The organism is Kitasatospora sp. NPDC054768 (genome assembly GCF_053612025.1).
Genome location: NZ_JBSHBN010000055.1, coordinates 1 through 26,183, shown reverse-complemented (window position 1 = coordinate 26,183; position 26,183 = coordinate 1). Strand labels below are relative to the sequence as shown.

22 protein-coding genes are annotated in these 26,183 nt (G+C 72.4%); 12 read left to right on the top strand and 10 right to left on the bottom strand.

Annotated features, from left to right (window positions below):
- The first annotated feature begins 1 nt into the window (after position 1).
- From nuoI to ACWGKU_RS18495, 10 genes are all read left to right on the top strand, one after another.
- Positions 2–610, top strand: coding sequence for an NADH-quinone oxidoreductase subunit NuoI (gene nuoI / locus ACWGKU_RS18540; protein WP_401044021.1), 609 nt, complete (start codon positions 2–4; stop codon positions 608–610).
- On the top strand, positions 610–1,527 hold the full coding sequence (locus tag ACWGKU_RS18535) for an NADH-quinone oxidoreductase subunit J (RefSeq protein WP_401044036.1): 918 nt from the start codon (positions 610–612) through the stop codon (positions 1,525–1,527). Before nuoI ends, ACWGKU_RS18535 begins: the two co-directional genes overlap by 1 nt.
- Complete coding sequence (gene nuoK, locus ACWGKU_RS18530; RefSeq protein ID WP_195911268.1) at positions 1,524–1,823, top strand: NADH-quinone oxidoreductase subunit NuoK; 300 nt, start codon at positions 1,524–1,526, stop codon at positions 1,821–1,823. The genes ACWGKU_RS18535 and nuoK overlap by 4 nt, the downstream gene beginning before the upstream one ends.
- 14 nt (positions 1,824–1,837) lie before the next feature.
- Positions 1,838–3,766 carry an NADH-quinone oxidoreductase subunit L gene (nuoL, locus tag ACWGKU_RS18525; protein WP_452179479.1) on the top strand — a complete coding sequence of 643 codons (1,929 nt, stop codon included), beginning with the start codon at positions 1,838–1,840 and terminating at the stop codon, positions 3,764–3,766.
- A 111-nt stretch (positions 3,767–3,877) separates the two neighbouring features.
- Entirely contained in the window at positions 3,878–5,497 is a 1,620-nt protein-coding gene (locus ACWGKU_RS18520) for an NADH-quinone oxidoreductase subunit M (RefSeq protein ID WP_380538445.1), read from the top strand.
- Between the two features lie 11 nt (positions 5,498–5,508).
- Positions 5,509–7,131 carry an NADH-quinone oxidoreductase subunit NuoN gene (gene nuoN / locus ACWGKU_RS18515; RefSeq protein WP_401044033.1) on the top strand — a complete coding sequence of 541 codons (1,623 nt, stop codon included), beginning with the start codon at positions 5,509–5,511 and terminating at the stop codon, positions 7,129–7,131.
- A 311-nt stretch (positions 7,132–7,442) separates the two neighbouring features.
- Positions 7,443–8,453, top strand: coding sequence for a polyprenyl synthetase family protein (locus ACWGKU_RS18510; protein ID WP_359902275.1), 1,011 nt, complete (start codon positions 7,443–7,445; stop codon positions 8,451–8,453).
- 116 nt (positions 8,454–8,569) lie between these two features.
- Positions 8,570–9,232, top strand: a complete 663-nt coding sequence (locus tag ACWGKU_RS18505; protein WP_380538449.1) for a response regulator — start codon at positions 8,570–8,572, stop codon at positions 9,230–9,232.
- A 278-nt stretch (positions 9,233–9,510) separates the two neighbouring features.
- Entirely contained in the window at positions 9,511–11,508 is a 1,998-nt protein-coding gene (locus ACWGKU_RS18500) for a 2-oxoacid:acceptor oxidoreductase subunit alpha (RefSeq protein ID WP_380351861.1), read from the top strand.
- On the top strand, positions 11,505–12,560 hold the full coding sequence (locus ACWGKU_RS18495) for a 2-oxoacid:ferredoxin oxidoreductase subunit beta (protein ID WP_401054562.1): 1,056 nt from the start codon (positions 11,505–11,507) through the stop codon (positions 12,558–12,560). The genes ACWGKU_RS18500 and ACWGKU_RS18495 overlap by 4 nt, the downstream gene beginning before the upstream one ends.
- A 106-nt stretch (positions 12,561–12,666) precedes the next feature.
- On the opposite strand, the gene ACWGKU_RS18490 is transcribed toward ACWGKU_RS18495, so the two are convergent.
- The 3 genes from ACWGKU_RS18490 to ACWGKU_RS18480 all read right to left on the bottom strand — a co-directional run bounded on the left by ACWGKU_RS18490 (position 12,667) and on the right by ACWGKU_RS18480 (position 15,183).
- The gene (locus tag ACWGKU_RS18490; RefSeq protein ID WP_380538453.1) at positions 12,667–13,047 is read right to left on the bottom strand and encodes a VOC family protein; all 381 of its coding nucleotides are present in this window, start codon (positions 13,045–13,047) and stop codon (positions 12,667–12,669) included.
- A 167-nt stretch (positions 13,048–13,214) separates the two neighbouring features.
- Positions 13,215–14,837, bottom strand: coding sequence for an LCP family protein (locus ACWGKU_RS18485; RefSeq protein ID WP_452180729.1), 1,623 nt, complete (start codon positions 14,835–14,837; stop codon positions 13,215–13,217).
- The gene (locus tag ACWGKU_RS18480) at positions 14,830–15,183 is read right to left on the bottom strand and encodes a DUF6542 domain-containing protein (protein ID WP_401045600.1); all 354 of its coding nucleotides are present in this window, start codon (positions 15,181–15,183) and stop codon (positions 14,830–14,832) included. The genes ACWGKU_RS18485 and ACWGKU_RS18480 overlap by 8 nt, the downstream gene beginning before the upstream one ends.
- A gap of 476 nt (positions 15,184–15,659) precedes the next feature.
- Here ACWGKU_RS18480 and ACWGKU_RS18475 point away from each other — a divergent pair, with 476 nt between their 5' ends.
- The gene (locus ACWGKU_RS18475) at positions 15,660–16,322 is read left to right on the top strand and encodes a TetR/AcrR family transcriptional regulator (RefSeq protein ID WP_380538459.1); all 663 of its coding nucleotides are present in this window, start codon (positions 15,660–15,662) and stop codon (positions 16,320–16,322) included.
- A gap of 26 nt (positions 16,323–16,348) precedes the next feature.
- Here the strand turns inward: ACWGKU_RS18475 and ACWGKU_RS18470 are convergent, their stop codons facing one another.
- From ACWGKU_RS18470 to ACWGKU_RS18445, 6 genes are all read right to left on the bottom strand, one after another.
- Positions 16,349–17,056, bottom strand: coding sequence for a hypothetical protein (locus ACWGKU_RS18470; RefSeq protein ID WP_401045606.1), 708 nt, complete (start codon positions 17,054–17,056; stop codon positions 16,349–16,351).
- A gap of 199 nt (positions 17,057–17,255) precedes the next feature.
- Positions 17,256–18,038, bottom strand: a complete 783-nt coding sequence (locus tag ACWGKU_RS18465) for a GNAT family N-acetyltransferase (RefSeq protein WP_452180728.1) — start codon at positions 18,036–18,038, stop codon at positions 17,256–17,258.
- A gap of 60 nt (positions 18,039–18,098) precedes the next feature.
- Positions 18,099–18,665, bottom strand: a complete 567-nt coding sequence (locus ACWGKU_RS18460) for an RICIN domain-containing protein (protein WP_401045613.1) — start codon at positions 18,663–18,665, stop codon at positions 18,099–18,101.
- Between the two features lie 44 nt (positions 18,666–18,709).
- On the bottom strand, positions 18,710–19,564 hold the full coding sequence (locus tag ACWGKU_RS18455; protein WP_401045616.1) for a peptidoglycan-binding protein: 855 nt from the start codon (positions 19,562–19,564) through the stop codon (positions 18,710–18,712).
- A 42-nt stretch (positions 19,565–19,606) separates the two neighbouring features.
- A complete protein-coding gene (locus ACWGKU_RS18450; protein ID WP_401045619.1) occupies positions 19,607–20,509 on the bottom strand; it encodes a CAP domain-containing protein in 903 nt (300 codons plus the stop codon).
- Positions 20,510–20,642: 133 nt separating this feature from the next.
- A complete protein-coding gene (locus tag ACWGKU_RS18445; RefSeq protein ID WP_452180726.1) occupies positions 20,643–23,573 on the bottom strand; it encodes an AfsR/SARP family transcriptional regulator in 2,931 nt (976 codons plus the stop codon).
- Between the two features lie 130 nt (positions 23,574–23,703).
- Here ACWGKU_RS18445 and ACWGKU_RS18440 point away from each other — a divergent pair, with 130 nt between their 5' ends.
- Positions 23,704–25,146: an AfsR/SARP family transcriptional regulator gene (locus ACWGKU_RS18440; protein ID WP_401045624.1), complete on the top strand. Its 1,443-nt coding sequence runs from the start codon at positions 23,704–23,706 to the stop codon at positions 25,144–25,146.
- On the opposite strand, the gene ACWGKU_RS18435 is transcribed toward ACWGKU_RS18440, so the two are convergent.
- Positions 25,140–25,640 (bottom strand): hypothetical protein, encoded by a 501-nt coding sequence (locus ACWGKU_RS18435; RefSeq protein WP_401045627.1) that lies wholly within the window; start codon positions 25,638–25,640, stop codon positions 25,140–25,142. The two genes, ACWGKU_RS18440 and ACWGKU_RS18435, sit on opposite strands and share 7 nt — an antisense overlap.
- Positions 25,641–26,183: the final 543 nt, after the last annotated feature.

Genomic DNA, 26,183 nt, shown 5'->3' with positions numbered 1-26,183 from the left:
GATGTCCGACCAGTCCGATCGTACGGGTCGCCCCGAACGGGCCGACCGTCCGTCGATCCTCGGCCCGGCCGCCGGCTTCGGCGTGACCTTCAAGGCCATGTTCAAGAAGCGGCTCACCGAGCAGTACCCGGAGCAGAAGAAGCCCACCGCTCCGCGCTTCCACGGCCGCCACCAGCTGAACCGGCACCCGGACGGCCTGGAGAAGTGCGTCGGCTGCGAGCTGTGCGCGTGGGCCTGCCCGGCCGACGCGATCTACGTGGAGGGCGCGGACAACCGGGACGAGGAGCGCTACTCCCCGGGTGAGCGCTACGGCGTGGTGTACCAGATCAACTACGCCCGCTGCATCCTGTGCGGGTTGTGCATCGAGGCCTGCCCGACCCGGGCGCTGACCATGACCAACGAGTACGAGCTGGCCGACTCCTCCCGGCGGGACCTGATCTTCACCAAGGAGCAGCTGCTGGTGGGCCTGTCCGAGGGCATGGTCGACACCCCGCACGCGATCTTCCCGGGCACCGACGAGGGCGCGTACTACCGGGGCGAGATCACCGCGGCGGCGCCGGGCACGGTCCAGCAGGAGCGCACCGACCGGGACCAGGAGGTGCAGCAGTGATCGCGCGGCTGGCGGAAGCGACCGGGACGACCTCGACGGGTGAGGCCGTCCAGTTCTGGGTGCTCGCGGTGATCGCGGTCGGCGGCGCGCTCGGCATGGTGCTGATGCGCAAGGCCGTGCACAGCGCGCTCTGCCTGGCGGCCACCATGCTGGCGCTGGCGGTCTGTTACATGGCCCAGGGCGCGGTGTTCCTGGGCGTGGTGCAGATCGTGGTCTACACCGGCGCGATCATGATGCTGTTCCTGTTCGTGGTGATGCTGGTCGGTGTCACCAGCGAGGATTCGCTGAAGGAGCAGCTGAAGGGCCAGCGGTTCGCCGCGGCGCTGTGCGGGCTGGGCTTCGGCGTGCTGCTGATCGCCGGGATCGCCAACGCGAAGCTGGACCACTTCACCGGGTTGTCCGAGGCGAACGCCGAGGGCAACGTGCCGGGCCTGGCCCGGCTGATCTTCACCCGGTACGTGTGGGCCTTCGAGGTCACCGGCGCGCTGCTGATCACCGCGGCGATCGGTGCGATGGTGCTGACCCACCGGGAGCACGTGAAGGCGCCGAAGACGCAGCGCGAGCTGGCGGCGCAGCGGATCATGGACAACATCCAGCTGCCGCCGCTGCCGGCGCCGGGCGTGTACGCGCGGCACAACGCGGTGGACGTCCCGGCGCTGCTGCCGGACGGCACGATCGCCGAGGACTCGGTGATGGCGACGCTGCGCGAGCGCGGCCAGGTCCGGGACGTCAGTCAGGCGATGCTGCGGCGGATGGCGGAGCTGGAGAACAGCACGGCGGACTGGTTGGGCCGTCCGTCCTCGGAGCGGCCGGCGGCGACGGCTCCGCGCAAGTCGCTGGAGCCGGTGCCGGCGAACGGCGAGCCGGTGCCGGCGAACAACGTGAAGCACCCGGCCGGCGAGGAGGGCGCGGAGTGAACCCGGTCAACTACCTCTACCTGTCGGCCCTGTTGTTCACCATCGGCGCGGCCGGGGTGCTGATCCGGCGCAACGCGATCGTGCTGTTCATGTGCGTGGAGCTGATGCTGAACGCCTCGAACCTCGCCCTGGTGACCTTCTCCCGGCTGCACGGGACCCTGGACGGCCAGATCATCGCGTTCTTCACGATGGTGGTGGCGGCGGCCGAGGTCGTGGTCGGCCTCGCCATCATCGTCTCCATCTTCCGGACCAGGCACTCCGCTTCGGTCGACGACAGCAACCTGATGAAGCTGTAGGCGGAGGACCTTCGGTGAACTCTCTCATTCCGCTGCTGGTGGCGGCTCCACTGGCCGGTGCCGCCCTGCTGCTGCTCGGTGGCCGGGTGCTGGACCGCTACGGCCACTGGCTGGCCACCGCGCTCGCGGCGCTCTCGTTCGGCTTCGGCCTGGCCCTGTTCTCGGACATGCTCGGCCGTGACGCCGAGAACCGGGCGCTCACCGTGCACCTGTTCAGCTGGATCCCGGTGAACGGCTTCCAGGCCGACTTCTCCTTCCTGCTCGACCAGCTGTCGATGACCTTCGTCCTGCTGATCACCGGCGTCGGCACGCTGATCCACCTCTACTCGGTGGGCTACATGGCGCACGACGAGCGCCGGCGCCGCTTCTTCGCGTACCTGAACCTGTTCCTGGCCGCCATGCTGCTGCTGGTGGTCGCGGACAACTACCTGCTGCTGTACTTCGGCTGGGAGGGCGTGGGCCTGGCCTCGTACCTCCTGATCGGCTTCTGGCAGCACAAGCCGAGCGCGGCGACGGCGGCGAAGAAGGCCTTCATCGTCAACCGGGTCGGCGACATCGGCCTGTCCGTCGCGATCATGCTGATGTTCGCGGAGTTCGGCTCCTTCGCCTTCGGCCCCGTCTTCGGCGGTGCGCACGAGGCGAGCGAGGGCAAGCTGACGGCGATCGGCCTGATGCTGCTGCTGGCGGCCTGCGGCAAGTCGGCCCAGGTGCCGCTGCAGTCCTGGCTGGGGGACGCGATGGAGGGCCCGACCCCGGTGTCGGCGCTGATCCACGCGGCCACCATGGTGACCGCGGGCGTCTACCTGATCACCCGTTCCTCGGCGATCTTCGACCTGGCGCCGGACGCGCAGACCGCCGTGGTGGTGGTCGGCGCGGTCACGCTGCTGTTCGGTGCGATCGTCGGTTGCGCCAAGGACGACATCAAGAAGGCGCTGGCCGGCTCGACCATGTCGCAGATCGGCTACATGGTGCTGGCGGCCGGGCTCGGTCCGATCGGCTACGTCTTCGCGATCATGCACCTGGTGACCCACGGCTTCTTCAAGGCCGGGCTGTTCCTCGGCGCCGGGTCGGTCATGCACGGCATGAACGACGAGGTGAACATGCGTCACTACGGCGGCCTGCGCACGTACATGCCGGTCACCTTCGTCACCTTCGGCCTCGGCTACCTGGCGATCATCGGCTTCCCGGGCCTGTCCGGTTTCTTCTCCAAGGACAAGATCATCGAGGCGGCCTTCGCCAAGGGCGGCACCGAGGGCTGGATCCTCGGGCTGTGCACGCTGGTCGGCGCGGCGATCACCGCGTTCTACATGACCCGGGTGATGCTGCTGACCTTCTTCGGCGAGAAGCGCTGGCAGCCGGCCGGTGGCACCGGTGGCACCGGCGGCTCCGCCGCGGGGGAGGGCGACCTGCCGCACCCGCACGAGTCGCCCAGGACCATGACGATCCCGATGGTCCTGCTGGCCTTCGGCTCGGTGTTCGCGGGCGGGCTGTTCGCCTTCAACGACTCCTTCCTGAAGTGGCTGGAGCCGGTCACCGGGTACGAGGAGGGCAACTCCCCGCTCGCCCCGCTGACCGTCACCCTGCTGACCACGGCCTGCATGCTGGCCGGCGTCGGCCTCGCCTACCTGATGTACGGGCGCTCGCCGGTCCCGGTGGTGCCGCCGGTCGGCTCCCCGCTCACCCGGGCCGCCCGCCGGGACCTGCTGCAGGACGACTTCAACCACGCGGTGCTGGTGCGGCCGGGCTCGGCGCTCGCCGCGGCGCTGGTCTTCTTCGACAGCCGCGGCCTGGACGGTGTGGTCAACGGCCTGGCCGCCGCGATCGGCGGGCTCTCCGGCCGGCTGCGGCGGATCCAGAACGGCTACGTCCGCTCCTACGCGCTCTCCATGTTCGGCGGCACGCTGGTGCTGGTCGCCACGACTCTCCTGATGAGGTCCACGTGATGACTCGTCCTGATATCCGTTGGGAGGGCAGGCCATGAGTGAGCGCAGCGAACGAACCGTCAAGCGGTGCGCGCGGACGGACGCCCCTGCCGGGCGCGGCGAGGTGGGCGCATGAGCGTCCTCCTGACCGCCACCTGCGCCGTGCCGGCGGCCGGCGCGGTGCTGACCGCGGCGCTGCCGGCCGGGTCCTCCGAGAGCCGGCGCCGGAACACCAAGGCCGTCGCGCTGGGCGTCTCGGCCGTCACCCTGGTGCTGGCCGCCGTGGTGGCGACCCGGTTCGACCCTCAGGGCGCCCGCTTCCAGCTGAACGAGTCGTACAGCTGGATCCGCTCCTTCGGCATCACCTTCTCGCTCGGCGTGGACGGCATCGGTGCGGTGCTCGCCCTGCTCACCGCCGTCCTCGTGCCGTTGGTGATCCTCGCCTCCTGGCACGACGCCGATCCGGGGCCGGCCGGTCCCGACGGCACCTTCGAGAACAGCAGGAGGACCCAGGGCTTCTTCGCCCTGATCCTGGCGGTGGAGGCGATGGTGGTCGTCTCCTTCTACGCCACCGACGTCTTCGTCTTCTACGTGTTCTTCGAAGCCATGCTGATCCCGATGTACTTCCTGATCGGCGGCTTCGGCGACCGGGCGGGCGGCCCCGAGTCGGCGCGTCAGCGCTCCTACGCGGCTGTGAAGTTCCTGCTCTACAACCTGCTCGGCGGCCTGGTGATGCTGGCGGCCGTGATCGGCCTGTACGTGATCGCGCAGGACCAGGGCTTCGGCACCTTCGACCTGCCGACGCTGACCTCGGCGATCGCCGACGGCCGGCTCCAGCTGACCGGCACCGCCGAGAAGGCGCTGTTCCTGGGCTTCTTCTTCGCCTTCGCGGTGAAGGCCCCGCTGTGGCCGCTGCACACCTGGCTGCCGAACGCGATGGGCGAGTCCACCGCCGGCACCGCGGTGCTGATCACCGCCGTGGTGGACAAGGTCGGCACCTTCGCGATGCTGCGCTTCTGCCTCGGGCTGTTCCCGGACGCCTCGAAGACCTTCGCCCCGGCGATCCTGGTCCTCGCGCTGATCGGGATCGTCTACGGCGCGCTGCTGGCGGTCGGGCAGAAGGACATCAAGCGCCTGGTGGCGTACGCCTCGATCTCGCACTTCGGCTTCATCATCATGGGCATCTTCGCGCTGACCAGCCAGGGCCAGAGCGGCGCCACCCTCTACATGGTCAACCACGGCCTGTCCACGGCGGCGTGGATGCTGGTGGCCGGCTTCCTGATCTCCCGTCGCGGTTCGCGGCTGATCGCCGACTACGGCGGTGTGCAGAAGGTCGCCCCGGTGCTCGCCGGGACGTTCCTGATCGGCAGCCTGGCCACCCTGTCGCTGCCCGGGCTCGCCCCCTTCGTCAGCGAGTTCCTGGTGCTCGTGGGCACCTTCACCCGCTACCCGGCGATCGGCGTCGTGGCCACCTTCGGCATCGTGCTGGCCGCGCTGTACGCCCTGCTGCTGTACCAGCGCACCATGACCGGCCCGGTGAAGGACGGGGTGCGCACGATGCCCGACCTCAAGGCCCGGGAACTCGCCGTGGTCGGCCCGCTGGTGGCGCTGACCATCCTGCTCGGCGTCTACCCCAAGCCGCTCACCGACCTGGTCAACCCCTCGGTGAACGCGACGCTCTCGCAGATCCACCAGACCGACCCGGCGCCGGCCCACCCGGTCGCCGCCACCTCAGGAGGTGAGCAGAAGTGAGCGCCACCGCGATGCTCGCCGCCGCGGGCGGCAACACCCCCAGCATTCCGGCGCCGCACATCGAGTACGGCCAGCTCTCGCCGATGCTCGTGGTGTTCGCCGCCGCCGTGGCCGGCGTCCTGGTGGAGGCCTTCGTGCCCCGCCGGTACCGGCACTGGACCCAGGTGACGCTCGCGCTGGCCGGGCTGGTCGGCGCCTTCGTCGCCGTGGTGGTGCTGGCCGTGCAGAGCCACGGCTTCACCCGGATCGACCTGCTGGCCATGGAGTCGGTCGCGATGGACGGCCCGGCGCTGTTCCTCCAGGGCGTGATCCTGCTGGCCTCCGTGGTCGCGGTGCTCACCTACGCCGAGCGCAGGCTGGAACCGAAGGCCGGTGGCCTGCCCGCCGACGCCTTCGCCGCCCAGGCCGCCGCCACCCCCGGCGGCGAGCAGGAGCGGGCCGCGGTCCGGGCCGGCTTCGCCACCAGCGAGGTCTTCCCGCTCACCATGTTCGCGGTCGGCGGCATGCTGCTGTTCCCCGCCGCCAACGACCTGCTGACCATGTTCGTGGCGCTGGAGGTCTTCTCGCTGCCGCTGTACCTGCTGTGCGCGCTGGCCCGACGCCGCCGGCTGCTCTCCCAGGAGGCCGCGGTCAAGTACTTCCTGCTCGGCGCCTTCGCCTCGGCGTTCTTCCTCTTCGGGACCGCGCTGCTGTACGGCTACGCGGGCAGCGTGAAGCTCGGGGACATCGGGGACGTCATCTCCGGCAAGGCGATGACCACCCCCGCGCAGCTGAGCACCACCCAGAGCGACGCGCTGGTGCTGACCGGCCTGGCGATGCTCGCGGTCGGCCTGCTGTTCAAGGTCGCCGCGGTCCCCTTCCACTCCTGGACCCCGGACGTCTACCAGGGCGCGCCGACCCCGGTGACCGGCTTCATGGCGGCGGCCACCAAGGTCGCGGCGTTCGGGGCCTTCCTGCGGCTGTTCTACGTGGCCTTCCCGGGCCTGCGGCTGGACTGGCGGCCGGTGATGTGGGGCGTGGCGATCCTCACCATGGTGGTGGGCGCGGTGCTCGCGGTGACCCAGCAGGACGTCAAGCGCCTGCTGGCGTACTCCTCGATCGCGCACGCCGGGTTCATCCTGACCGGCGTGATCGCCGTCAACAAGCAGGGCATCTCCTCGGTGCTGTTCTACCTGTTGTCGTACTCCTTCGTGACGCTCGGCGCGTTCGCCGTGGTCACCCTGGTGCGCGACTCCAAGGGCGAGGCGACCCACCTGTCCAGCTGGGCCGGGCTCGGGCGGCGCTCGCCGCTGGTGGCGGCGGTGTTCGCGCTGTTCCTGCTGGCCTTCGCCGGGATTCCGCTGACCTCCGGCTTCACCGGGAAGTTCGCGGTCTTCCAGGCCGCGGCCAGCGGCGGGGCGACCCCGCTGGTGGTCGTCGGTGTGCTGAGCTCGGCGGTGGCCGCGTTCTTCTACATCCGGGTGATCGTGCTGATGTTCTTCTCGGACCCGCAGCCGGGCGGCCCCACGGTGGCGATCCCGAGCGCCTTCACGGCGACCGCGATCGGGGTGGGGGTGCTGGTCACACTGGGTCTCGGGCTGCTCCCGCAGTACTTCCTCGACCTGGCGTCCAAGGCCTCGCTGTTCGTGCGCTGATCCTGGCGTGCACCGCCTCCGACCAGGGCCCCGTCCGGGCCGCGCCCAGTCCGCGCGGCCCGGACGGGTCTTTGTCGGGAGCCGGGGCCGGGGGAGTTCCGAGGGCTCTCCCACCTTTATTTCCAGCCGAATTCGCCCCCACCGCCGTCCGGCCCGCACAGCCGCCCTGACCAGGGCATCAGGCCCGATCATGACAGGATCCGCACGCCCGTGCAGTGATCCACTCACGACCGGATACCCTGCCTGTATGGCCAGCGGCGGCACTCAGGGACCAGGCCGCTAGATCGACCAGGGACAGAGGAGTGGTCTTCGTGACCGTCGTGGAACCCTTCGGGCTCAGCGTGCAGGACCGCGACCTGACCCGGGATGTCCAGGCCGGACTGGACGCGGTGGAGGCGGCGCTCGGCGAGGCCGTCAAGTGCGACGTCCCGTTCATCACCGTCACCGCCAGTCACCTCCTCGAAGCCGGCGGCAAGCGCTTCCGTCCGCTGCTCCTGCTGCTGGCCGCCCAGTTCGGCGACCCGGGGGCGCCCGGCGTGGTGCCCGCCGCCGTGGTGGTCGAGCTGACCCACCTGGCCACGCTGTACCACGACGACGTGATGGACGAGGCGCCGGTGCGCCGGGGTGCCCCGAGCGCCAACTCCCGCTGGGACAACTCGGTCGCGATCCTCACCGGCGACTTCCTGTTCTCCCGCGCCTCCCAGGTGCTCGCCGATCTCGGCCCGGAGGCCGTGCGGATGCAGGCCGAGGCCTTCGAGCGGCTGGTGACCGGGCAGATCCTGGAGACCCGCGGCCCCGGTCAGGACATGGACCCGCTGCTGCACTACCTGGACGTCCTGGAGGGCAAGACCGGCTCGCTGATCGCCGTCTCCTGCCGGATAGGAGCGCTGATGGCCGGTGCCGAGCGCGAGCTGGTGGACACCCTCGGCGAGTTCGGCGAGCGGATCGGCATCGCCTTCCAGCTGGCCGACGACGTGCTCGACATCGCCAGTGACGGCCACGAGTCCGGCAAGACCCCCGGGACCGACCTGCGCGAGGGCGTGCCGACCCTGCCGACCCTGCTGCTGCAGCAGATGCCCGTCGACCCGGCCGACCCGGCCGACGCCCGGCTGCGCGAACTGCTCGACCAGGACCTCTCCGACGACGACCTGCACGCCGAGGCGCTGCGCCTGCTGCGCGCCCACCCGGCGCTGGAGCGCGCCCGCGCCGAGACCCTGCGCCGGGCCGAGGAGGCCAGGGCGCTGCTGGCCCCGCTGCCGGACTGCGCCGCCAAGGCCGCCCTGGAGGGGCTCTGCGACGCGGTGGCGATCCGCACCATGTGAGCCCCCGGGCTCGTCCGGGCCGGGCCGCGGTGCGGCCGGGCCCGGCCCCCCACCGCACTGACTCCGGGATGGGGGAGACTGACTCCCGTCAGCACACGCCTGCCGGGAAGGTCGTTATGCGTCGCGTCGTCATCGCCGAGGACTCCGTACTTCTGAGGGAGGGACTGACCCGGCTGCTCACCGATCGCGGCATGGAGGTCGTCGCCGGGGTCGGGGACGGCGAAGCCCTGGTGAAGACCATCCACGACCTGGCGGCGGCCGACGCCCTGCCGGACGTCGTGGTCTCCGACGTGCGGATGCCGCCGAGCCACACCGACGAGGGGCTGCGGGCCTGCGTGGAGCTGCGCGGCCGTTACCCGCAGCTGGGTGTGCTGGTGCTGTCGCAGTTCGTGGAGGAGCGCTACGCCTCCGAGCTGCTGGCCGGTTCCACCCGGGGCGTCGGCTACCTGCTCAAGGACCGGGTCGCCGAGGTGCGCGAGTTCGCCGACGCGGTGGTCCGGGTCGCCGATGGCGGCACGGCGCTGGACCCGGAGGTGGTGCAGCAGCTCCTCAGCCGCAGCCGCAAGGGCGACGTTCTGGCCAATCTCACGCCGCGCGAGCGCGAGGTGCTCGGGCTGATGGCGGAGGGCCGCACCAACGCGGCGGTGGCCAGGCAGCTGGTGGTCTCCGACGGCGCGGTGGAGAAGCACGTCAGCAACATCTTCCTCAAGCTGGGGCTGGCTCAGAGCTCGGAGGACCACCGCCGGGTGCTGGCGGTGCTCACCTACCTCAACTCCTGACGCCCCGGCTCCGTCGCCCGGGCTCCCCGGGGGCGCGCCCCCGGGGAGCGCATCTCGGCCATGCGCCTCCGAGGTGCTCGCGTCCGCCCGCCCGAGCCGGAATGATCTCCGGCGGGCGGGCGTTGTTGCTCACGTGCGGTATGGCCGCGGGCCGGTGAAATTGCTGCCGTGGTTCCGGCCGCCGTCGTGTCGGCCCGCATAGGATGCGAGAGGTGCACCAGGCGGACGGGGCACGGGGCCGCGCCCGCGGTGGTGTGCCCACGAGGAGGTCCGCGGCAGTGACCAGTCAGGTCGATCAGTCAGAGGCAGTGGACGGCCCGGACGGCGACGAGGCCCGCGCCGGGAACGGTGACGCGCGCTCGGGTGCGGCCGCTCCCGCCGGACCGCCGGCCCCGGGCGGCCCTCCGGTGAAGCCGGGCAAGCCCATCCGCAGACTCGATCGGGTGATCATTCGCTTCGCCGGCGACTCCGGTGACGGCATGCAGCTGACCGGTGACCGGTTCACCTCGGAGACGGCGTCCTTCGGCAACGACCTGTCCACGCTGCCGAACTTCCCGGCCGAGATCCGGGCGCCCGCCGGCACCCTGCCGGGCGTCTCCTCCTTCCAACTGCACTTCGCGGACCACGACATCCTGACCCCGGGCGACGCCCCGAACGTGCTGGTCGCGATGAACCCGGCCGCGCTGAAGGCGAACCTGCCGGACCTGCCGCGCGGCGCCGAGATCATCGTCAACACCGACGAGTTCACCAAGCGCGCGCTGGCCAAGGTCGGTTACCCGGCGGACCCGCTGACCGACGGTTCGCTGGACGGCTTCCACCTGCACAAGGTGCCGCTGACCGCGCTGACCCTGGAGGCGCTCAAGGACAGCGGCCTGGCCCGCAAGGACGCGGAGCGGGCGAAGAACATGTTCGCCCTGGGCCTGCTGTCCTGGATGTACCACCGGCCCACGCACGGGACGGAGTCGTTCCTGCGCACCAAGTTCGCCAAGAAGCCGCAGATCGCCGAGGCGAACATCAGCGCCTTCCGGGCGGGCTGGAACTTCGGCGAGACCACGGAGTCCTTCGCGGTCTCCTACGAGGTGCCGCCGGCCAGGCTCCCGGCCGGGCGCTACCGCAACATCTCCGGCAACCTCGCGCTGTCCTACGGGCTGATCGCCGCCGCGAAGCGCTCCGGCCTGCCGCTGTACCTGGGGTCGTACCCGATCACCCCGGCCTCGGACGTGCTGCACGAGCTGAGCCGGCACAAGAACTTCGGGGTGCGCACCTTCCAGGCGGAGGACGAGATCGCCGGCGTCGGCGCCGCGCTCGGGGCCGCCTTCGGCGGGGCGCTCGGGGTGACCACCACCTCCGGGCCGGGGGTCGCGCTGAAGTCGGAGGCGATCGGCCTGGCCGTCTCGCTCGAACTGCCGCTGCTGATCGTGGACATCCAGCGCGGCGGCCCGTCCACCGGCCTGCCGACCAAGACCGAGCAGGCGGACCTGCTGCAGGCGATGTTCGGCCGCAACGGCGAGGCGCCGGTGCCGATCGTCGCCCCGGCCACGCCCGCGGAGTGCTTCGACGCGGCGCTGGAGGCGGCCCGGATCGCGGTCACCTACCGCACCCCGGTGTTCCTGCTCTCGGACGGCTACCTGGCCAACGGCTCGGAGCCCTGGCGGATCCCCGCCGTCGACGAACTGCCGGAGATCGACCCGCAGTTCGCCACCGGCCCGAACCGCGAGGACGGCGCCTTCTGGCCGTACCTGCGCGATCCGCGGACGCTGGCCAGGCCCTGGGCGGTGCCCGGCACGCCCGGCCTGGAGCACCGGATCGGCGGCATCGAGAAGCAGGACGGCACCGGCAACATCTCCTACGACCCGGCCAACCACGACTTCATGGTCCGCACCCGGCAGGCCAAGATCGACGGCATCACGGTGAAGCCGGTCGAGGTGGACGACCCGACCGGCGACGCCCGGGTGCTGGTGATCGGCTGGGGTTCGACCTACGGGCCGATCACCGCCGCGGTGCGCCGGGTGCGCGCGGACGGCGGCGAGGTCGCCCAGACGCACCTGCGCAACCTCAACCCGTTCCCGGCCAACCTGGGCTCGGTGCTGCGGAGTTACGAGAAGATCATCGTGCCCGAGATGAACCTGGGGCAGCTGGCCCTGCTGCTGCGGGCGAAGTACCTGGTGGACGCCGAGTCCTACAACCAGGTGCGCGGGCTGCCGTTCAAGGCCGCCCAGTTGGCGGACGTGCTGTGGGCCGCGATCGGCACCCTGGACGAGGAGGACCACCGATGAGCGAGCACGCCTTCCCGTCCCTGAAGCTGGTGCCCAAGGCCGAAGGGCCGCAGAGCGCCCGGGACTTCAAGACCGACCAGGAGGTGCGCTGGTGCCCCGGCTGCGGGGACTACGCGATCCTGGCGGCGGTGCAGTCCTTCATGCCGGAGCTGGGCATCAAGCGCGAGAACACGGTGTTCGTCTCGGGCATCGGCTGCTCCTCGCGCTTCCCGTACTACATGAACACCTACGGGGTGCACTCGATCCACGGCCGGGCGCCGGCGATCGCGACCGGGCTGGCCACCGCGCGCCAGGACCTGAGCGTCTGGGTGGTGACGGGCGACGGCGACGCGCTGTCGATCGGCGGCAACCACCTGATCCACGCCCTGCGACGGAACGTCAATCTGAAGATCCTGCTGTTCAACAACCGTATCTACGGCCTCACCAAGGGCCAGTACTCGCCGACCAGCGAGGTCGGCAAGATCACCAAATCCACCCCGATGGGCTCGCTGGACGCGCCGTTCAACCCGCTGTCGCTGGCGATCGGCGCCGAGGCCACCTTCGTCGCGCGCACCATCGACTCGGACCGCCAGCACCTCCAGTCGGTGCTGCGGGCGGCCGCCGAGCACCGGGGCACGGCGCTGGTGGAGATCTACCAGAACTGCAACATCTTCAACGACGGCGCCTTCGAGGTGCTGAAGGACCCCGGCAGCCGGGACGAGGCGCTGATCCGGCTGGAGCACGGGCGGCCCGTCCGCTTCGGCGCGGACCTGGCGAACGGCGTCTTCCGGGGGCCGGACGGCGAGCTGTTCACCGCCCCGGTCACGGCGGAGAACGAGGCGGACGTCCTGGTCCACGACGCGCACGCGGCCGGCCCCGCCGCCGCCTTCGCGCTCTCCCGGATCGCCGACGCGGACACCCTGCACCACACCCCGATCGGCGTGCTGCGCAGCGTCGAACGGCCGGTCTACGACGAGCTGATGGCGGACCAGCTGGCCACCGCCGCCACCCAGCGTGGCGAGGGCGACCTGACCGCGCTGCTCGCCGGCAACGACACCTGGACGGTGGACTGACCGCCCCGCCGTCCGGTCCGAGCGAGCGGCGCCCCCTGTCCCGGCCGGGACAGGGGGCGCCGTCGTCATTTCCTGCGGCTCGTCATTTCCTGCCGCTCGTCGTGGCCTACTGCTCGGCCCACTCGACCAGCTCGACCACCACGCCGTTCGGGTCGCTGACCTGGAAGAGCTTCTCGCCCCAGGGCTCCTCGCGCAGCGGGAGGGTGATCGTGACGCCCTCGGCGCGCAGCCGCCGTTCCTCGGCGGCGATGTCCTGGACGACGAACGCCAGGATCACGCCGTCCGCGATGCGGTGGCGCTGCTCCTCCGGCAGGACTTCGAGGCCGCGCCGCAGGTAGACGACGTTGACCCCGCCGCCCGGGTGTCCGAGCGAGACGAAGCCGTCGGCCGACATCTCCTCGGTGTAGCCGAAATGCCGCTGGAGGAAGGCGGCGGAAGTGGTGACGTCCTCGACGGTCAGGGAGACGGCGGTCCTGGTGATCTGCAAGGCGGAGAACCCTTTCGTCGGCGTTCGGGCGTTATCCCGTACGCAGTACACTATACATAGTACGGAGAATTGCGCCAGGGGCTTCCGCGAGGACCCCTCCGGGCCGGAACGGCCGAGGGAGGCTCCCCGGGCGGGGAGCCTCCCTCGGACGGCCGATGCGGAGCGGGTCAGTAGACGCAGGGGATGCCGCCGTCGGCCTGGGCGTCGACGGCGGGGCCCTGCATGGGCAGATTGGCGGCCGGGTCGGCCGGGGCGCCGCCCGCGGAGGTGGTGGGTTCGTCGGCGGCGACGCCGGTGAAGGTGGTGCCGAGGGTGACGACGACGTGGTCGGCGGCGGCGCTCGCGGACTCGGCGGCCGTCACGCCGTAGCGGGCCGCGATCTGCTCGGCGGCCTCCCTGGCGCCCTTGCCGTAGACGACCGTGGTGGTCTTCGGCCGGGTGCCGGCCGACCCGGTGCGGCCCTCCTTGAAGCCCAGGCCCGCCAGGGCCTTGGCCTCGGCGGCGGAGGTCACGCCCGCGGCGGAGGAGGCGTTGAAGACGTCGACCGTGACGGGCCTGGCGGAGGTCGCGGTCGGCGTCGGGGCCGCGGTCGGCTGGGCCGCTGCGGGGGCCGCCCCCGCGGCCGGGTCGGCCGGGGCCGGCGCCGCGGCGGCGTCGGCGTAGCCGAAGAGCTGCTTGACCACCTTCTGGACCTTCGCCGGGGTCACCAGGTTGACGTCCTGGCCGTTCCTGGTGCCGAACCCGTCGAAGGTCAGGGTGTTGAACTCGACGTTGCCGCCGGTGAGGTTGGGGGCCTGCTGGGCGAAGTCGAGCACGTTCCACTCGTTGTCGATCACCAGGTCCTTCTGCATGACGCCCATCAGCTCCTGCATCTTGCCGAGGTCGCCGATGACGCCCTTCTGCTTGAGGTTGTGCACGACCGAGGAGATGAAGGCCTGCTGGCGGTGGGTGCGGGCGAAGTCGCCGGAGTTGCCGTCCGGGCCGTCGAGGTTGTGGCGCTGGCGGACGAAGGAGAGCGCCTGCGAGGCGTTGAGCTTGTTGACGCCCTTGTGGAAGTCGGCACCCGAGCCCTGGCCCTCCATGGCCGGGTCCCTGGTGTCGTGGGTGAGGCAGACCTCGATCGGCTGGAGGGCCTTGGCGATGTCGTAGAAGCCCATCAGGTTGACCTCGGCGATGTGGTCGATGGGCTGGTCGAGGAACTTCTGCACGGTGCGGATGGTGGCCGCGCGGCCGATGTCCCGGCCGGCCTTCTCCAGGTCGGCGCCTTTGAGGCCCTTGGCGCGCAGGCCCGCGTCGGCCTTGTCCTTGGCCGCGCCGTAGGCCTCCTTGATCTTGGCCATGCCCAGCTGGGAGCCGTCGGCGCCGTAGGTCATCACATAGTCGTCGCGGGGTATCGAGACGGCCTGCACCTTGCCGCCGTTCGCCGGGATGTGCAGCAGGATCAGGGAGTTGGTGTTGTAGCCGCCGATGTCGGAGCTGTGGCCGGCGTGCAGTTCGTCCTGGACGAACTCGGGCGGCAGGTCCGTGCCGTCCATGTTCTTGCGGCTGTCCAGGCCGATCAGCAGCAGGTTGACCGAGTTGTCGAGGTGCTTGGGCGCGTCCTTCTTGGTCTCGGCGATGACGCCGGAGGTGGTCATCCCGTCGGTGAGCTGCTTGTACTCGTACCAGACCACCCCGCTGGCGGCGAACACCGCGAACCCCACGGTGCAGGCCACCACCCGGCCCGCGATCAGCACGGGGGAGGAGCGGCGGGCCGCGGCGCGTCCGTCGGTTCCGGCGTTGTCAGCCATGCTGCCTCCTCCTCGCCCGGACCAGCCGGAACGCGATCACGACGACGGCCGCGACCGCGGCCTCGGCCATCACGGGAAAGCCGTGCACCACCCACGTGGCGGCGCCGGTGGCCAGGGCCTTGCCCTGGTACCGGTCGCGGTGGGCGGCCAGCTCGACGGCGGCCGTCACCCCCAGGACGACCAGCGGCGAGGCGGCGAGCACCCACCACCAGCCGTGGCGGCCGCTCAGCGCCGCCGCCAGGCCGGTGCCGAGCACCGCGGCCACCGCGAAGGCCAGGCCCATCCCGGGGCCGGAGAGTTCGTCGACCGCGGCGCCGGCCAGCGGCAGTCCGATCGCGAGTGCCACCGGCAGCGCGGGACCGCCGGGCAGGGGGCGTATGTGTCCGGCGGGTCCGTCCGCCGCCCGTCGGCGCGCCCGCTTGTCGGCCGACCGTCCTCGTTGCCCCGCCACGCCCTCACCCCGGTGTTCCCGTGCTCCGCGCGCCACGGTGGCGCCTGCGCCGCGTGCCGACCGTCCGGTCCGTCCGGTCCGTCCGGTCCCGGGCCGGTCCTCGTCCGGACCGTGGGCCCGTCGTCCGTCGTTCCGGAACTCTGTTCGTGGCGCTGCCAGTTCCGGACGCCGGTTTCCGGCCGGCCGGTTCCCGCCCGGCCGCCCGAGATCGGGGGAGGCGCTTCCGTATCACCTCTACACGGGTGTAGAAGTCGTACGCAGCATAGAGCACACGTGTTCGGCGGCACGTCCGGGTTCGCCGTGACCCGGATAAACTACACCGGGTAGTTTCTGAGCGGCCGGCCGATGCGCCGGCGGAAGAGGAGAGGGCCGTGGCGACGACGGGCGGAGCGGGTCGGCCGGAGAAGCGCAAGGCGATCACGCAGGCCGCGACGGCGGTGTTCGGGCGCGAGGGGTACGTCCGGGCCAGCATGGACGCGATCGCGGCCGAGGCCGGGGTGTCCAAGCGGACGGTCTACAACCACTTCGCCGACAAGGAGACCCTCTTCCTGTCGGTGGCCCTGCAGAACTCGGCGGAACTGACGGAACGCATCCGGGAGTTGATGGCGAAGTACCTCGACCGGGTGGTGGAGCTGCGCCAGGACCTGATCGACTTCGCCGTCCAGCGGGCCCGCGCCGTCCTGTCCGCCGGGGAACACGGGGCGCTCGGCCGGGCGATCCGGGCCGAAGTGGCCAACATCCCGGCGGACGTCCTGGAGGCCTGGCTGGAGGCCGGGCCGATCGCCTCCCAGCGCGACCTCGCGCAGCACTTCGCCGCGCTCGCCGAGCGCGGGCTCCTCACGGTCGAGGACGCCGCGCTGGCCGCCGAGCAGTTCACGCTGCTGACCTTCCACGGCATCGCCGAGCGCTCCTTCTGGGGCGCCCTCCCGGTGGCGGACGAGGAGGTCGAGCGGATCGCGGCGGCAGGTGTGGACGCCTTCCTGCGGATCCACGGCGCGTCGTCGGCGGCGTCGTCGCCGACGGCACGGGGCTGACGGCACGGGCTGGGCAGGTCCGGGCATCACTTCCAGTTGAGGCCCTTGCCGAGGGTGTACGGCTCGCCCCAGTACTCCGCGCCCGCGACCTTGGAGGCCTCCGGGGACATCGCCACCGCACAGGACGTGGCGGACTGGCCGTTGGTGAAGCCCTTGGGCAGCGACTCGCTCTTGCACTTGGGGAAGGAGCCGATGACCATCAGCTCCTGCGCCTCGGTGCCGTCCGCCAGCAGGCCCTTCATGTGGTTGACGCTGGTGTAGGACAGGTCGGTGCTGCCGGCGTTGGTGACCTTGTAGTGGATGTAGTACGGCACCAGCCCCTTGGCCTTGTCGCCCAGGTTGAGCGAGGTGAGGTCGGCCGGGTCGCCCTTCTCGATCGAGGTGACCGCGAGCGCGATGGTGCCCTTGGTGCTGCCCGAGCTGAACGGGATGGTGGCGGCGTCGCCGAGCTTCAGGGTGGTCCCGGCCGCCGGGGCGCTGCCGGCCGGCGCGGGCGCGGCGGCCGTACCGGAGGCGCCGCCGCCCGCCGGGGCGGAGGCCGAACCGGAGGCGGCCGGGGCGGTGGCCGCGGCGGTCGGCGAGGCGGCCTGGGTGGCGGGCGCGCCGGTCGCCGGCGGGGTCGTCGCGGTGTCGGATGACGAGGCGTCGTCGTTGCAGGCGGTCAGGGTGAGCGCGCCGACAGCTGCCAGCGAGGCCAGGGCCAGGGCGTGGCGACTGCTGCGGATGGGCTTCACGTGTGGATCCCCCGTGGTTGCGGACCCCCGGTGCCGGCGGTCCTCCTGAGGGACGTTCATAGCGCAGCGCGAACGATCGGGACCATGGGTTCGGCGCCGCTTTGACACGCTCGTGACGAGTTCCTGGCGCGGCTGTGACAAGGGATATCGACTCGTGATCCGCCGCACCGGCCCCGGGCCGTGCCCTAGTAGTGCTTTGTTAGGTGGCGCCGAGCACCAGCTCGTTGTACGTGGCGACGGTGGTGAAGCCGAGCCGCTCGTACAGTCGGATCGCCGGGGCGTTGTCGGTGCGGACGTTCAGGCCCAGGTGGTCGGTGCTCGCGGCCAGCCGGCGGCAGAGCGCGGTGACGCAGGCCCGGGCGAGGCCGCGGCCGCGGGCGTCGGGGTGGGTGGTGACGTTGCCGAGCACGGCGACCCGCTGGGCGGGCGAGTGGACGTGCACTCCGGCGACGGCCAGCAGCCGGCCGTTCTCGCGGACGCCGACGTAGCCGCCGCCGGCCAGCATCCGGGGGTCGAACCAGGAGTCGGGGTAGGACTCGGCGAGCAGGGCTCGGACGCCGTCGACGTCGGCGAGGCCCAACGGCCGGGTCTCGTGCGTGTCCTCGGCCGGGGGCTCCGCCGTGAGGAGCATCCGCAGCAGCGGCGTCCGGTGTTCGACCGCGTAGTCGGGTGCGAGCGCCCGCTCGGCGCCGTCCGGCAGCCCGGCCGTGAACCGGCGGGGGAGGAAGGGGCGGAGGTCGCGCAGCAGCGCCTCCAGCGGGGGGAGGCCGGCGGGCCGGGCGAAGGCGAGCAGGACGGGGGTGTCGCCGCCGCTGTAGAGCAGTGCGACCGGTCCGTGCCCGGCGTCGGGAGCGGCGGTGTACCAGGTGGTGTTGGGCCAGAGGGTGTCGTCCAGGTCGCCGAGCTCGAAGAGGTGCAGCGCCGGATCGGTGTGGAAGCGGGCGGCGAGCGCGGCGCGGTCGTGCAGGCTGATGAGGGGCACGCGGACGAGGATAGGCCCGGTCCGCTCGACGTCGAGGAGCGGACCGGGCCCGGTGGTTCGTCAGCCCAGCAGCCAGCGCTGGGCCGGGTCACCGGTGTTGCAGGAGGCCACCCCGGTGGCCTGGCCGCCGCCGTTGGAGGTGAGGCACTGCCCGGTGGCCGCGCTGCGGATCAGGTACCAGCCGCGGTCGTTGTCCGTCAGCAGCCACTTCTGGTTGGCCGGCATCCAGTCGCCGGTCGGCCGGTTGAGGCCGTCCAGCCCGCCGGGGGTGTCCCAGAGGTGGACCGCGCCCGAGCCGGTGTCGAGGTCGATGACCTTGCCCTGTCCGTGCGAGATCGCCGTGGTGCCGTCGCAGTACTTCCAGAACGACCAGGTCTGCGCGGGCGACTGGTTGGCCGGATAGATGATGATCGGCTGACCGTTGACCTCGACGTTGTGGTACAGGTCGAGCGCGCCGGCCCCGGAGCCGTTGTTCACGGCCGTCATGCCTCCCACGGACGGCGACAGGTCGCAGGCGCCGGCCTGCGCCGCCTGTGCGGCGGGCGCGCCCGCCACGACCGCCCCCGCGACGGCCGCGACGGTCCCGACCGAGGCGAGGAGCCTGCGGGTACGGGTGATGGTGCTCATCGGGTTTCTCCTTCTGGTGAGGTGGGTGTGCCGTGTGCCCGGCGTCAGCCGCGCGGGACCGCGAGCGCGGCCCACTGCTTGGGGCCGGGGACGCCGTCGGCGTCCGCGCCCGAGTCGCCGAGCTTGTGCTGCCAGTTGCGGAAGGACTCGCGGTCGGCGCCGGACCACTCGGGCCCGGGGCCCTCGGCGTAGGCGGAGCAGCCCTCGGCGACGAGGCGCTCTCCCATCCGGGTGATGACGTCGCTGTTCTGGCCGTCGTGGAAGAAGTCGGCGCCGGGGAAGGGCTCGTAGCCGTCGCCGCCGTCGCCGCCGGCCGCCGGGGCGGTCCCGGACGGGGCGCCGCCGGCGGGGCTGTCGTCGGCGGACGCCTCCTGCCCGAAGTAGAGCGCCCCGGAGCGGTCCTTCCACTGCGGATCGGCGAGGACGACGCCCTCGGCGAAGTCCGGGATGCCGTAGCCGTGGACCCAGTCCGAGTGGCGCTCACGGGTCTTGAGGTAGACGCCGTCGCCCTCGGAGCTTCCCCCGTCGTTGGTGTTGCCCTCGACGGTGGTGATGGTGGAGCTGGTGTAGGCGACGCAGATGCCGGTGTGGCTGCCGCCGCCGGGCCCGAAGAAGACCTGGCCGCCGATGACCGGGTACTCGGTGAAGCGGTCGCGCTCCTTGAACCAGGCGACGCCCTCCGCGCAGGAGGCGCTCACCGGGAAGAGCCCGCCGTTGCCGGACTGCTCGGCGCACCAGGCGACGAAGGTGGCGCACCAGGCCTCGCCCTGGGACCACTCCAGGCCGGCGACGGCGGGGGAGAACTTCTGGATGTTGTTCCAGTGCCCGCCGCTGCGGCCCTCGTGGTAGCCGACCTCGTCTCGGGCGATGCGGATCAGGTCCGCCGCGTTCGAGGACATGGGTATGGACTCCTTGTTGCTGGAAGGGTGCCGGTCGGGGTCTCAGGCCTTGCCGAAGGTCTGCACGTAGCGGCCCCAGTTGCCGCGCTGGCGGGGCGCGTAGCCGATGCCGATGAAGTTGTAGTCGGGGTTGAGGATGTTCACCCGGTGGCCCGGGCTGTTCATCCACATCTGCATCGCCTCCGGCACGCTGTTGCTCGGGGTGACGTTCTCGGCGGAGGCCCGCGAGGAGAAGCCGGCGGCCGCGATGCGGTCCCAGGGGGTGCTGCCGTCGGTGCCGTTGTGCTGGGTGAGGTCGTGCGAGGCCATGTCGTTGGCGTGGCGCTGGGCGGCCGCGCTGAGGCGGTCGTCCAGGCGCACCGGCGGGGCGCCGACCCGGCCGCGCTCGGCGTTGACGGAGTTCAGCATCTCGGTGCGGAAGTCACCGCCACCGGGCTGCGGCTGGGGCTGGGGCTGCGGCTGGGGCTGCTGCTGGCCGCCGCTGCCGGCGCCCCCGGCCGGGACGAGCTGCCAGCGCTGCGCCGGGTTGCCGTCGTCCTGCTTGGCCAGGGTGAGGGGCGAGCCGGGGGCGGCGGCGGTGAGGAAGAGCATGCCGTCGTTGGTGCGGGTGGTGCGGATGCGCACCCAGTCGTTGTCGAGGGGCTCGAAGCACCAGTGCTGGTTGGGCTGGTTGTGCTCGTTGTAGAGCCAGGTCTGGCCGATGGAGTAGTTGAAGTCCATGACCATGGCCTGGCCGCCTGCGTGCCGCCCGGTGGTCAGCAGGGTCTCCAGGAGGAAGCTGCCGTTCTCCTTGGCCCAGAAGGTCCAGCCCTGGGCGGTGGTGCCGTTGGGGCCCCAGGACTGGATGGCGGTGCCGGCGGTGGTCTGGCTGGAGCGGAGGTCGGCGACGGTTCCGTTGGCGGACTTGAGCGTCCAGTTCTGACCGTGCTGGGGGAGCGTGGGCATGGTTGCGCCTCTCGTCTGTGGTGTCGCCCCGGGCCGCAACCGCTGCGGCCCGGGGCCTGACGAGAGAGACGTTCCGGCACCGCGGTAGACGGTCGGTCAACGCGCGTAGTGCACCTTCGCGTTGATGCCGTGTCTACCGCTCCAGCAGCCCCCTGACCTGCTCGGATTCCTCCTTGAGCCCCAGCCGCTCGTACACCTCCAGGGCGTCCGTCAGACAGGCCCGGGCCTGGCGCGGGCGGCCGAGGCCGGTGAGCGCGGTGCCGAGGGTGCGCAGCAGGGCGGCCTCCAGGGCGGCGCTGGTGCGGCGGGCGAGCGGGAGGACGGCCTCGGCGGCGTCGACGGCGAGCAGCCAGCGGCCGGCCTCGGCGTGGATGCGGGCGGCGAGGTCCCCGGACGCGGCGGCGAAGACGGTGACCTGGAGGGCGGCGAACTCCTCGCGGGCGCCGACGGCGTGGGCGAGCGCCGCCTCCGGGTCGCCGCACAGCCGCAGCACCCGGGCGAGGTAGTAGCGGCCGGTCGCGGCGGAGACCGGGCCGGAGTCGCTCATCAGGCGGGCGCAGCGTTCGGCGGCGTCCCGGGCCTCGGCGAGGCGTCCGGTCTGGGCCGCGCTGAAGGCGAACTCGCCGAGCGCGCTGCCCTCGGAGCGTCCGGCGTCCAGGCGGTGGAACAGCCCCGCGGCGCGGCCGGCGTGCTCGGCGGCCTCGGCGTAGCGGCCGTGGACGCGGGCGTTGCCGCCGAGGGTGAGCAGGGCCTTGGCGAGGACCCGCTCGGTGCCGGTGGCGGTGCAGATGTCGACGACCCGGCGGATCTCCTCCGCGGACTCGGCGTAGCGGTTGACGTGCCAGAGCATGGAGCCGCGCACGTACCGGGCGAGGGCGTGCGGGCCGTGGTCGCCGCGGGCCTCGGCTTCACCGGCGAGGCGTTCGGCGAGGTCGGCGATGACGGTGGTCTGGGTGCGTTCGGCGAGCACCGAGCTCATCCGGTCGGCGAGTTCGGCGGCGCGGTCGAGCGGCACGGCCGGGTCGGCGCAGCTCAGGGCGATGACGGCGGCGTGCACCTCGGCCTGCTCGCGCATCCAGCGCACGGCTTGCGCGCCGTCGGCGACCGGTCGGCCGGGGTGGGACACGGCCGCGTCGAGCAGGCTGAGCTCGACCGGGTCGGGCCTGCGGGCGGCCAGGTCGGCGTTGCGGGCGCTGGCGAGGCAGAAGTCGAGCAGCCGGTCGGTGGCGGCGGTGCTCTCGGTGGCACCGTCCTCCTCGGCGAGCCGACCGCGGGCGTAGGCACGGACGAGGTCGTGGAACCCGTAGCGGCCGAAGCGCGGGGAGTGCAGGAGGTTGAGGTCGACGAGGGTTTCGAGCAGCTCTCCGGTCTCGGCCTCGGTGCGGTCGAGCAGGGCGGCGGCGCAGGGCAGCGGGACGTCGGGGGCGTCGGGCAGGGAGAGCAGCCGGAAGGCGCGGGCGAGTTCGGCGTCGAGGCGGCGGTAGGAGAGCGCGAAGCTGGCTTCGACGGTCCGTTCGCCGTCGCTGAGTTCGACCAGCCGGTGCTCGCGGCGAAGCCCTTCGGTGAGCGCGGCCAGGGTGAGCGAGGGGTCGGCGGCGAGCCGGGAGGCGACGATGCGGACGGCGAGCGGCAGCAGCCCGCACGCCCGGACGACCTGCTCGGCGGCCCCGGGCTCGGCGGCGACGCGTTCGGCGCCGACGATCAGGGTGAACAGCTCCAGCGCCTGCTCGGGCGGCAGGGTGTCCAGGCGCAGCTGGTGGGCCCCGGCGAGGCCGGTCAGCCGGTGGCGGCTGGTGACGAGGACCGCGCACCCGGGTGAGCCGGGCAGCAGCGGTTCGACGTGGCCGGTGGTGGCGGCGTTGTCGAGGACGACCAGGACGCGCCGCCCGGACAGGGCCGAGCGGTAGAGCGCGCTGCGTTCGCCGGTGTCCGGAGGGATCTCGCCCGGGTCGACGCCGAGGTCCCGCAGGAAGCCGGCGAGCACCGTGCCGGGGTCGGGCGGGGTGCGGTCGGCGCCGCGCAGGTCGGCGAAGAGCTGTCCGTCGGGGAAGCGGTCGCGGACCCGGCGGGCCACGTGCACGGCGAGGGTGGTCTTGCCGACGCCGCCCATGCCGTCCAGGGCGGAGACCACGACGGCCCGGCCGCCGGCGCCGGCGAGGCGGTCGGCGAGGGTCTCGGCCTCCTCGGTGCGGCCGGTGAAGTCGGGCAGGCCGGACGGGAGCTGGTCGGGCGCCTGCCAGCTGTCGGTTTCGGTGGCGGCCGGTTCGGTCGGGCCGGTGGTGGCGTTCGCGGGCAGCAGGGAGGCGTCCTCGCGCAGGATGCGCAGCTGGAGTCCGGCCGGTCCGTCCTCGCCCGGCGGGAGCCAGGCGCGGGCGTCCTCGTACACGGCGAGCGCCTCGGCCTTGCGCCCGGCCTGGTAGAGGGCGCGCATCAGGACGACGGTGAGCCGGGGGCGGCCGGGGTGCTCCAGGGCGAGGGCGGCCGTCGCGGCGGTGAGGTCGGTGCGGTCGCCGAGGTCGGCGTCCAGCTCCAGTTCCGTCTCCTTGGCCGAGACCCGCTGTTCGGTCAGGCGGGCGCGGACGGCCTCGGCGTGCGGCCCGGGCAGTCCGGCCAGTGGCTCGCCGACCCACATCCGGTGGGCGCGGCGCAGCACCTCCCGGACCTCCTGCGGCGGCGCGTCCGCGTCGCGCAGCCGTCGGGCCTCGGCCAGCAGGGCGTCCCACTCGGCCGAGTCCAGCTCGGCCCCGGCCGCCCTGAACGCGTAGCCGTCGCCGACCCGGACCAGCGGCATCCGCTCCGGGTCGTCCCCGGCGTACGGCCGGAACGCGGCGCGCAGCCGGGAGACGGCGAGCTGGACGGCCTTGCGCGGGTCGGCCGGTGCGGCCCCGCCCCACACCCCCTCGACCAGCACCGGGACGGCCACCGTCCGCCCGGCCGCGCCCAGCAGGACGGCGAGCACGGCCCGCTGCTGCGGCCTGCCCAGTTCCAGTTCCTGCTCCCCGTACCAGGCCCGCAGCGGTCCCAGCAGTCCGAACCGCAGTCCGGACCCCCCGATGTCACCCATGTCCCGTCCCCGAAAGTCGTTCTGTGCCGGGATCCCGCCAGTTCCGGCCGGACGGCGGGGCCCCCATACCCCGGCGGCCTATTCTCTGTCACAGATTGTGTACCGGATCGACGTCTTCGAGGGGTGGGCGGTGGGGCTCGATTTCAGCCTGCTGGGTCCGCTGCGGGCCCGGTGCGACGGCCGTGAGCTCGACCTCGGCCGGCCGCAGCAGCGGGCCGTGCTGGCGGCGCTGCTGATCCCGCCGGGGCAGCTGGTGTCCACGGATCGGCTGGTCGAGGACCTGTGGGGGGCGGACGACACCCGCTGGCCGAAGGATCCGGTCGGGCAGATCGGCACGCACATCCACCGCCTGCGGCGTGCCCTGGGCACGCCCGGGCTGCTGGTCGGGACCGCGGGCGGCTACCGGCTGGAGGCGCCGCGTACGGCGGTGGACCTCTTCCGTTACGAGGTCGCGGTGGCCGAGGCCATTGCGCTGCGTCACCAGGATCCCCTGCGGGCGCGCGAGTCGCTGGCGCGGGCACTGGGTTCCTGGGAGGGGCAGCGCGCCCTGGACGGGGTGCCCGGGGCGTTCGCCGAGCGGGTCCGGGAGCGGCTCGCGGCGGGGCGGTTCGCGGCGGTGAAGGCACTGCTCGGCCTGGACCTGGCGCTCGGCCGGCACGCCGAGGCGCTGGATCCGCTGGCCGGGCTGGCGGCGTCGTACCCGCAGGACGAGGAGGTGCACCGGCTGCACCTGCTGGCGCTGCACCGCTGCGGCCGTACGGCGGAGGCGCTGGCGGGGTACGAGGCGTTGCGGGAGCGGTTGGACGGGGAGCTCGGGCTCGAACCCGCCCCGGCGCTGGTCGAGCTGGCGGAGCAGATCCGGCGCGGCGAGACCCCGGTGATGCTGCGGCGGCTGCCGAGGCCGTGTCAGCTGCCGCCGGACATTCCGGACCTGGTCGGGCGGGCGGCGCAGGTGCGGGAGGCGGAGCGGGCGCTGCGGGCGGGCGGCACGCCGGTGTTGGGGCTGTCGGGCCCGGCGGGCTGCGGCGCGTCGGCGCTGGCGGTGCATGTCGCCCACGCCGCCCAGGACGCCTTCCCGGACGGGCAGCTGTACGCGAGCGGCGGCGGCTCGGGCGCGGTGCTGGCCGGCTTCCTGCGGGCGTTGGGGGATCGCGCGGACTCCTCGGCCGGCCTCGACGAGCTGTCCGCGCGCTACCGCGCGGCGCTCGCCGGGCGTCGGGTGCTGGTGCTGCTCGACGGGGTGGCCGAGCCGGGGCCGCTGCTGCCGGCGGCGCCCGGCTGCGCCGCGGTGGTGGCGGGCGCGGAGCCGGGCGCGCTGCCCGAGGTCGCCGTGCGGCTGGCGGTGGGACCGCTGGAGCCGCACGACGCCTATGAGCTGCTGGCCCGGATCGTCGGCGCGGAGCGGGTCCGGCGGGAGCCGGAGGCGGTGGCCGAGGTGGCCGCGCTCTGCGGCCACCTGCCGGTGCTGCTGCGGACGGCGGCGGAGCGGCTGGCCGCCCGGCCGCGGTGGACGGTGGCCGACCTGGTCAGCTGGCTCGGGCTCCGGGGGGACGGGCCGGGGAGGACTCAGTAGAGGTCGGAGGAGAAGAAGACCGAGCCCGGGCCGGAGAAGGGGCCGCGGTCGGAGGAGTGGGCGAGACGGGGGATGATGCCGCCGCCCCAGTAGACGCCGGAGGTGCCGCCGGAGGTGACGGTCAGCTTGGCGTGCGGGTGGCCGGCGGTGCCGGACGACCAGCAGGCGTAGCCGTTGGCGGCGTAGACGACGAAGTTGCCGTCGACCTGCATGACGGCCTTGTAGCCGCAGCCGACGGTGTTGCTGGCCATCTTGACGTCGCTGCCGAACTGGTAGACGACGAAGTTGCCGTCGGGCTGCATGATCATCCTGGTGGAGCCGGACTCGATGTACCAGCCCGGGTAGAGCGGCTCGTCGTCCCAGATCGAGACGTGGTCGCCGGCCCGGTCGATCGCCGCCTCCGCGGTGCCGGTGGAGGCCACGGCCCCGGCCAGCGCGAGCGCGGTGGTGGCGGTGACCAGGGCGATCTGCCGGAGGGCCTTCATCGTCTTCATGTCCCCGTGTACCTCGTGGTTCTCTCGTGCGATCGCGCCGCCAGGTCCTCGGGGCGCGGTGTGGCACGAGCTTGGGGCAGGGCGGTAGACAAACGATGAACGCCGACGTTGGTCGGCGTCCGGGGGTGTGGGGCGGGGAGGAGCCGGGCAGGGGCGTTTGGCTTGGGCCCGGAGTAGGAGTACTGTCTCCTAGTCGCCTGACAGGGAGCACCGGACACGCAGCCGCGCGGACGGTCCCGGGGTGGCCAATCCTCCGAAACACCACTTCCCGGTTCGGGCCGGGTCGCTTCGTCTGTGTGCGTCGTGGCCTGGTGCGTATTCGGCGTGCTCGTTTTATTGGGTTGCGGTCGGATTCGCTTTTCGGAGCGGGGATCGGCTAGAGTTTGAAACGTCGGACGGGGCGTCAAACCCCGGAAGACACCGGCGAGTTGGATGAACGAAGCCCCGGAAACGGAGCGGAAAACATCTGATAAGCTGGAAACACGAAAGAACGAAGCCCGGAGGGTCCGCTGGAAGGCGGTCCGAAGGAAGCGTCCGTTCCTT

Bases quoted from the DNA above. Each gene is read 5' to 3' on its own strand.
- ACWGKU_RS18460 (WP_401045613.1), bottom strand. From the start codon at position 18,665: ATGAGCACCATCACCCGTACCCGCAGGCTCCTCGCCTCGGTCGGGACC.
- nuoI (WP_401044021.1), top strand. From the start codon at position 2: ATGTCCGACCAGTCCGATCGTACGGGTCGCCCCGAACGGGCCGACCGT.
- ACWGKU_RS18485 (WP_452180729.1), bottom strand. From the start codon at position 14,837: ATGGCTGACAACGCCGGAACCGACGGACGCGCCGCGGCCCGCCGCTCC.
- ACWGKU_RS18450 (WP_401045619.1), bottom strand. From the start codon at position 20,509: ATGCCCACGCTCCCCCAGCACGGTCAGAACTGGACGCTCAAGTCCGCC.
- ACWGKU_RS18505 (WP_380538449.1), top strand. From the start codon at position 8,570: ATGCGTCGCGTCGTCATCGCCGAGGACTCCGTACTTCTGAGGGAGGGA.
- nuoN (WP_401044033.1), top strand. From the start codon at position 5,509: ATGCTCGCCGCCGCGGGCGGCAACACCCCCAGCATTCCGGCGCCGCAC.
- ACWGKU_RS18455 (WP_401045616.1), bottom strand. From the start codon at position 19,564: ATGTCCTCGAACGCGGCGGACCTGATCCGCATCGCCCGAGACGAGGTC.
- ACWGKU_RS18445 (WP_452180726.1), bottom strand. From the start codon at position 23,573: ATGGGTGACATCGGGGGGTCCGGACTGCGGTTCGGACTGCTGGGACCG.
- ACWGKU_RS18495 (WP_401054562.1), top strand. From the start codon at position 11,505: ATGAGCGAGCACGCCTTCCCGTCCCTGAAGCTGGTGCCCAAGGCCGAA.
- ACWGKU_RS18520 (WP_380538445.1), top strand. From the start codon at position 3,878: ATGAGCGTCCTCCTGACCGCCACCTGCGCCGTGCCGGCGGCCGGCGCG.
- ACWGKU_RS18435 (WP_401045627.1), bottom strand. From the start codon at position 25,640: ATGAAGACGATGAAGGCCCTCCGGCAGATCGCCCTGGTCACCGCCACC.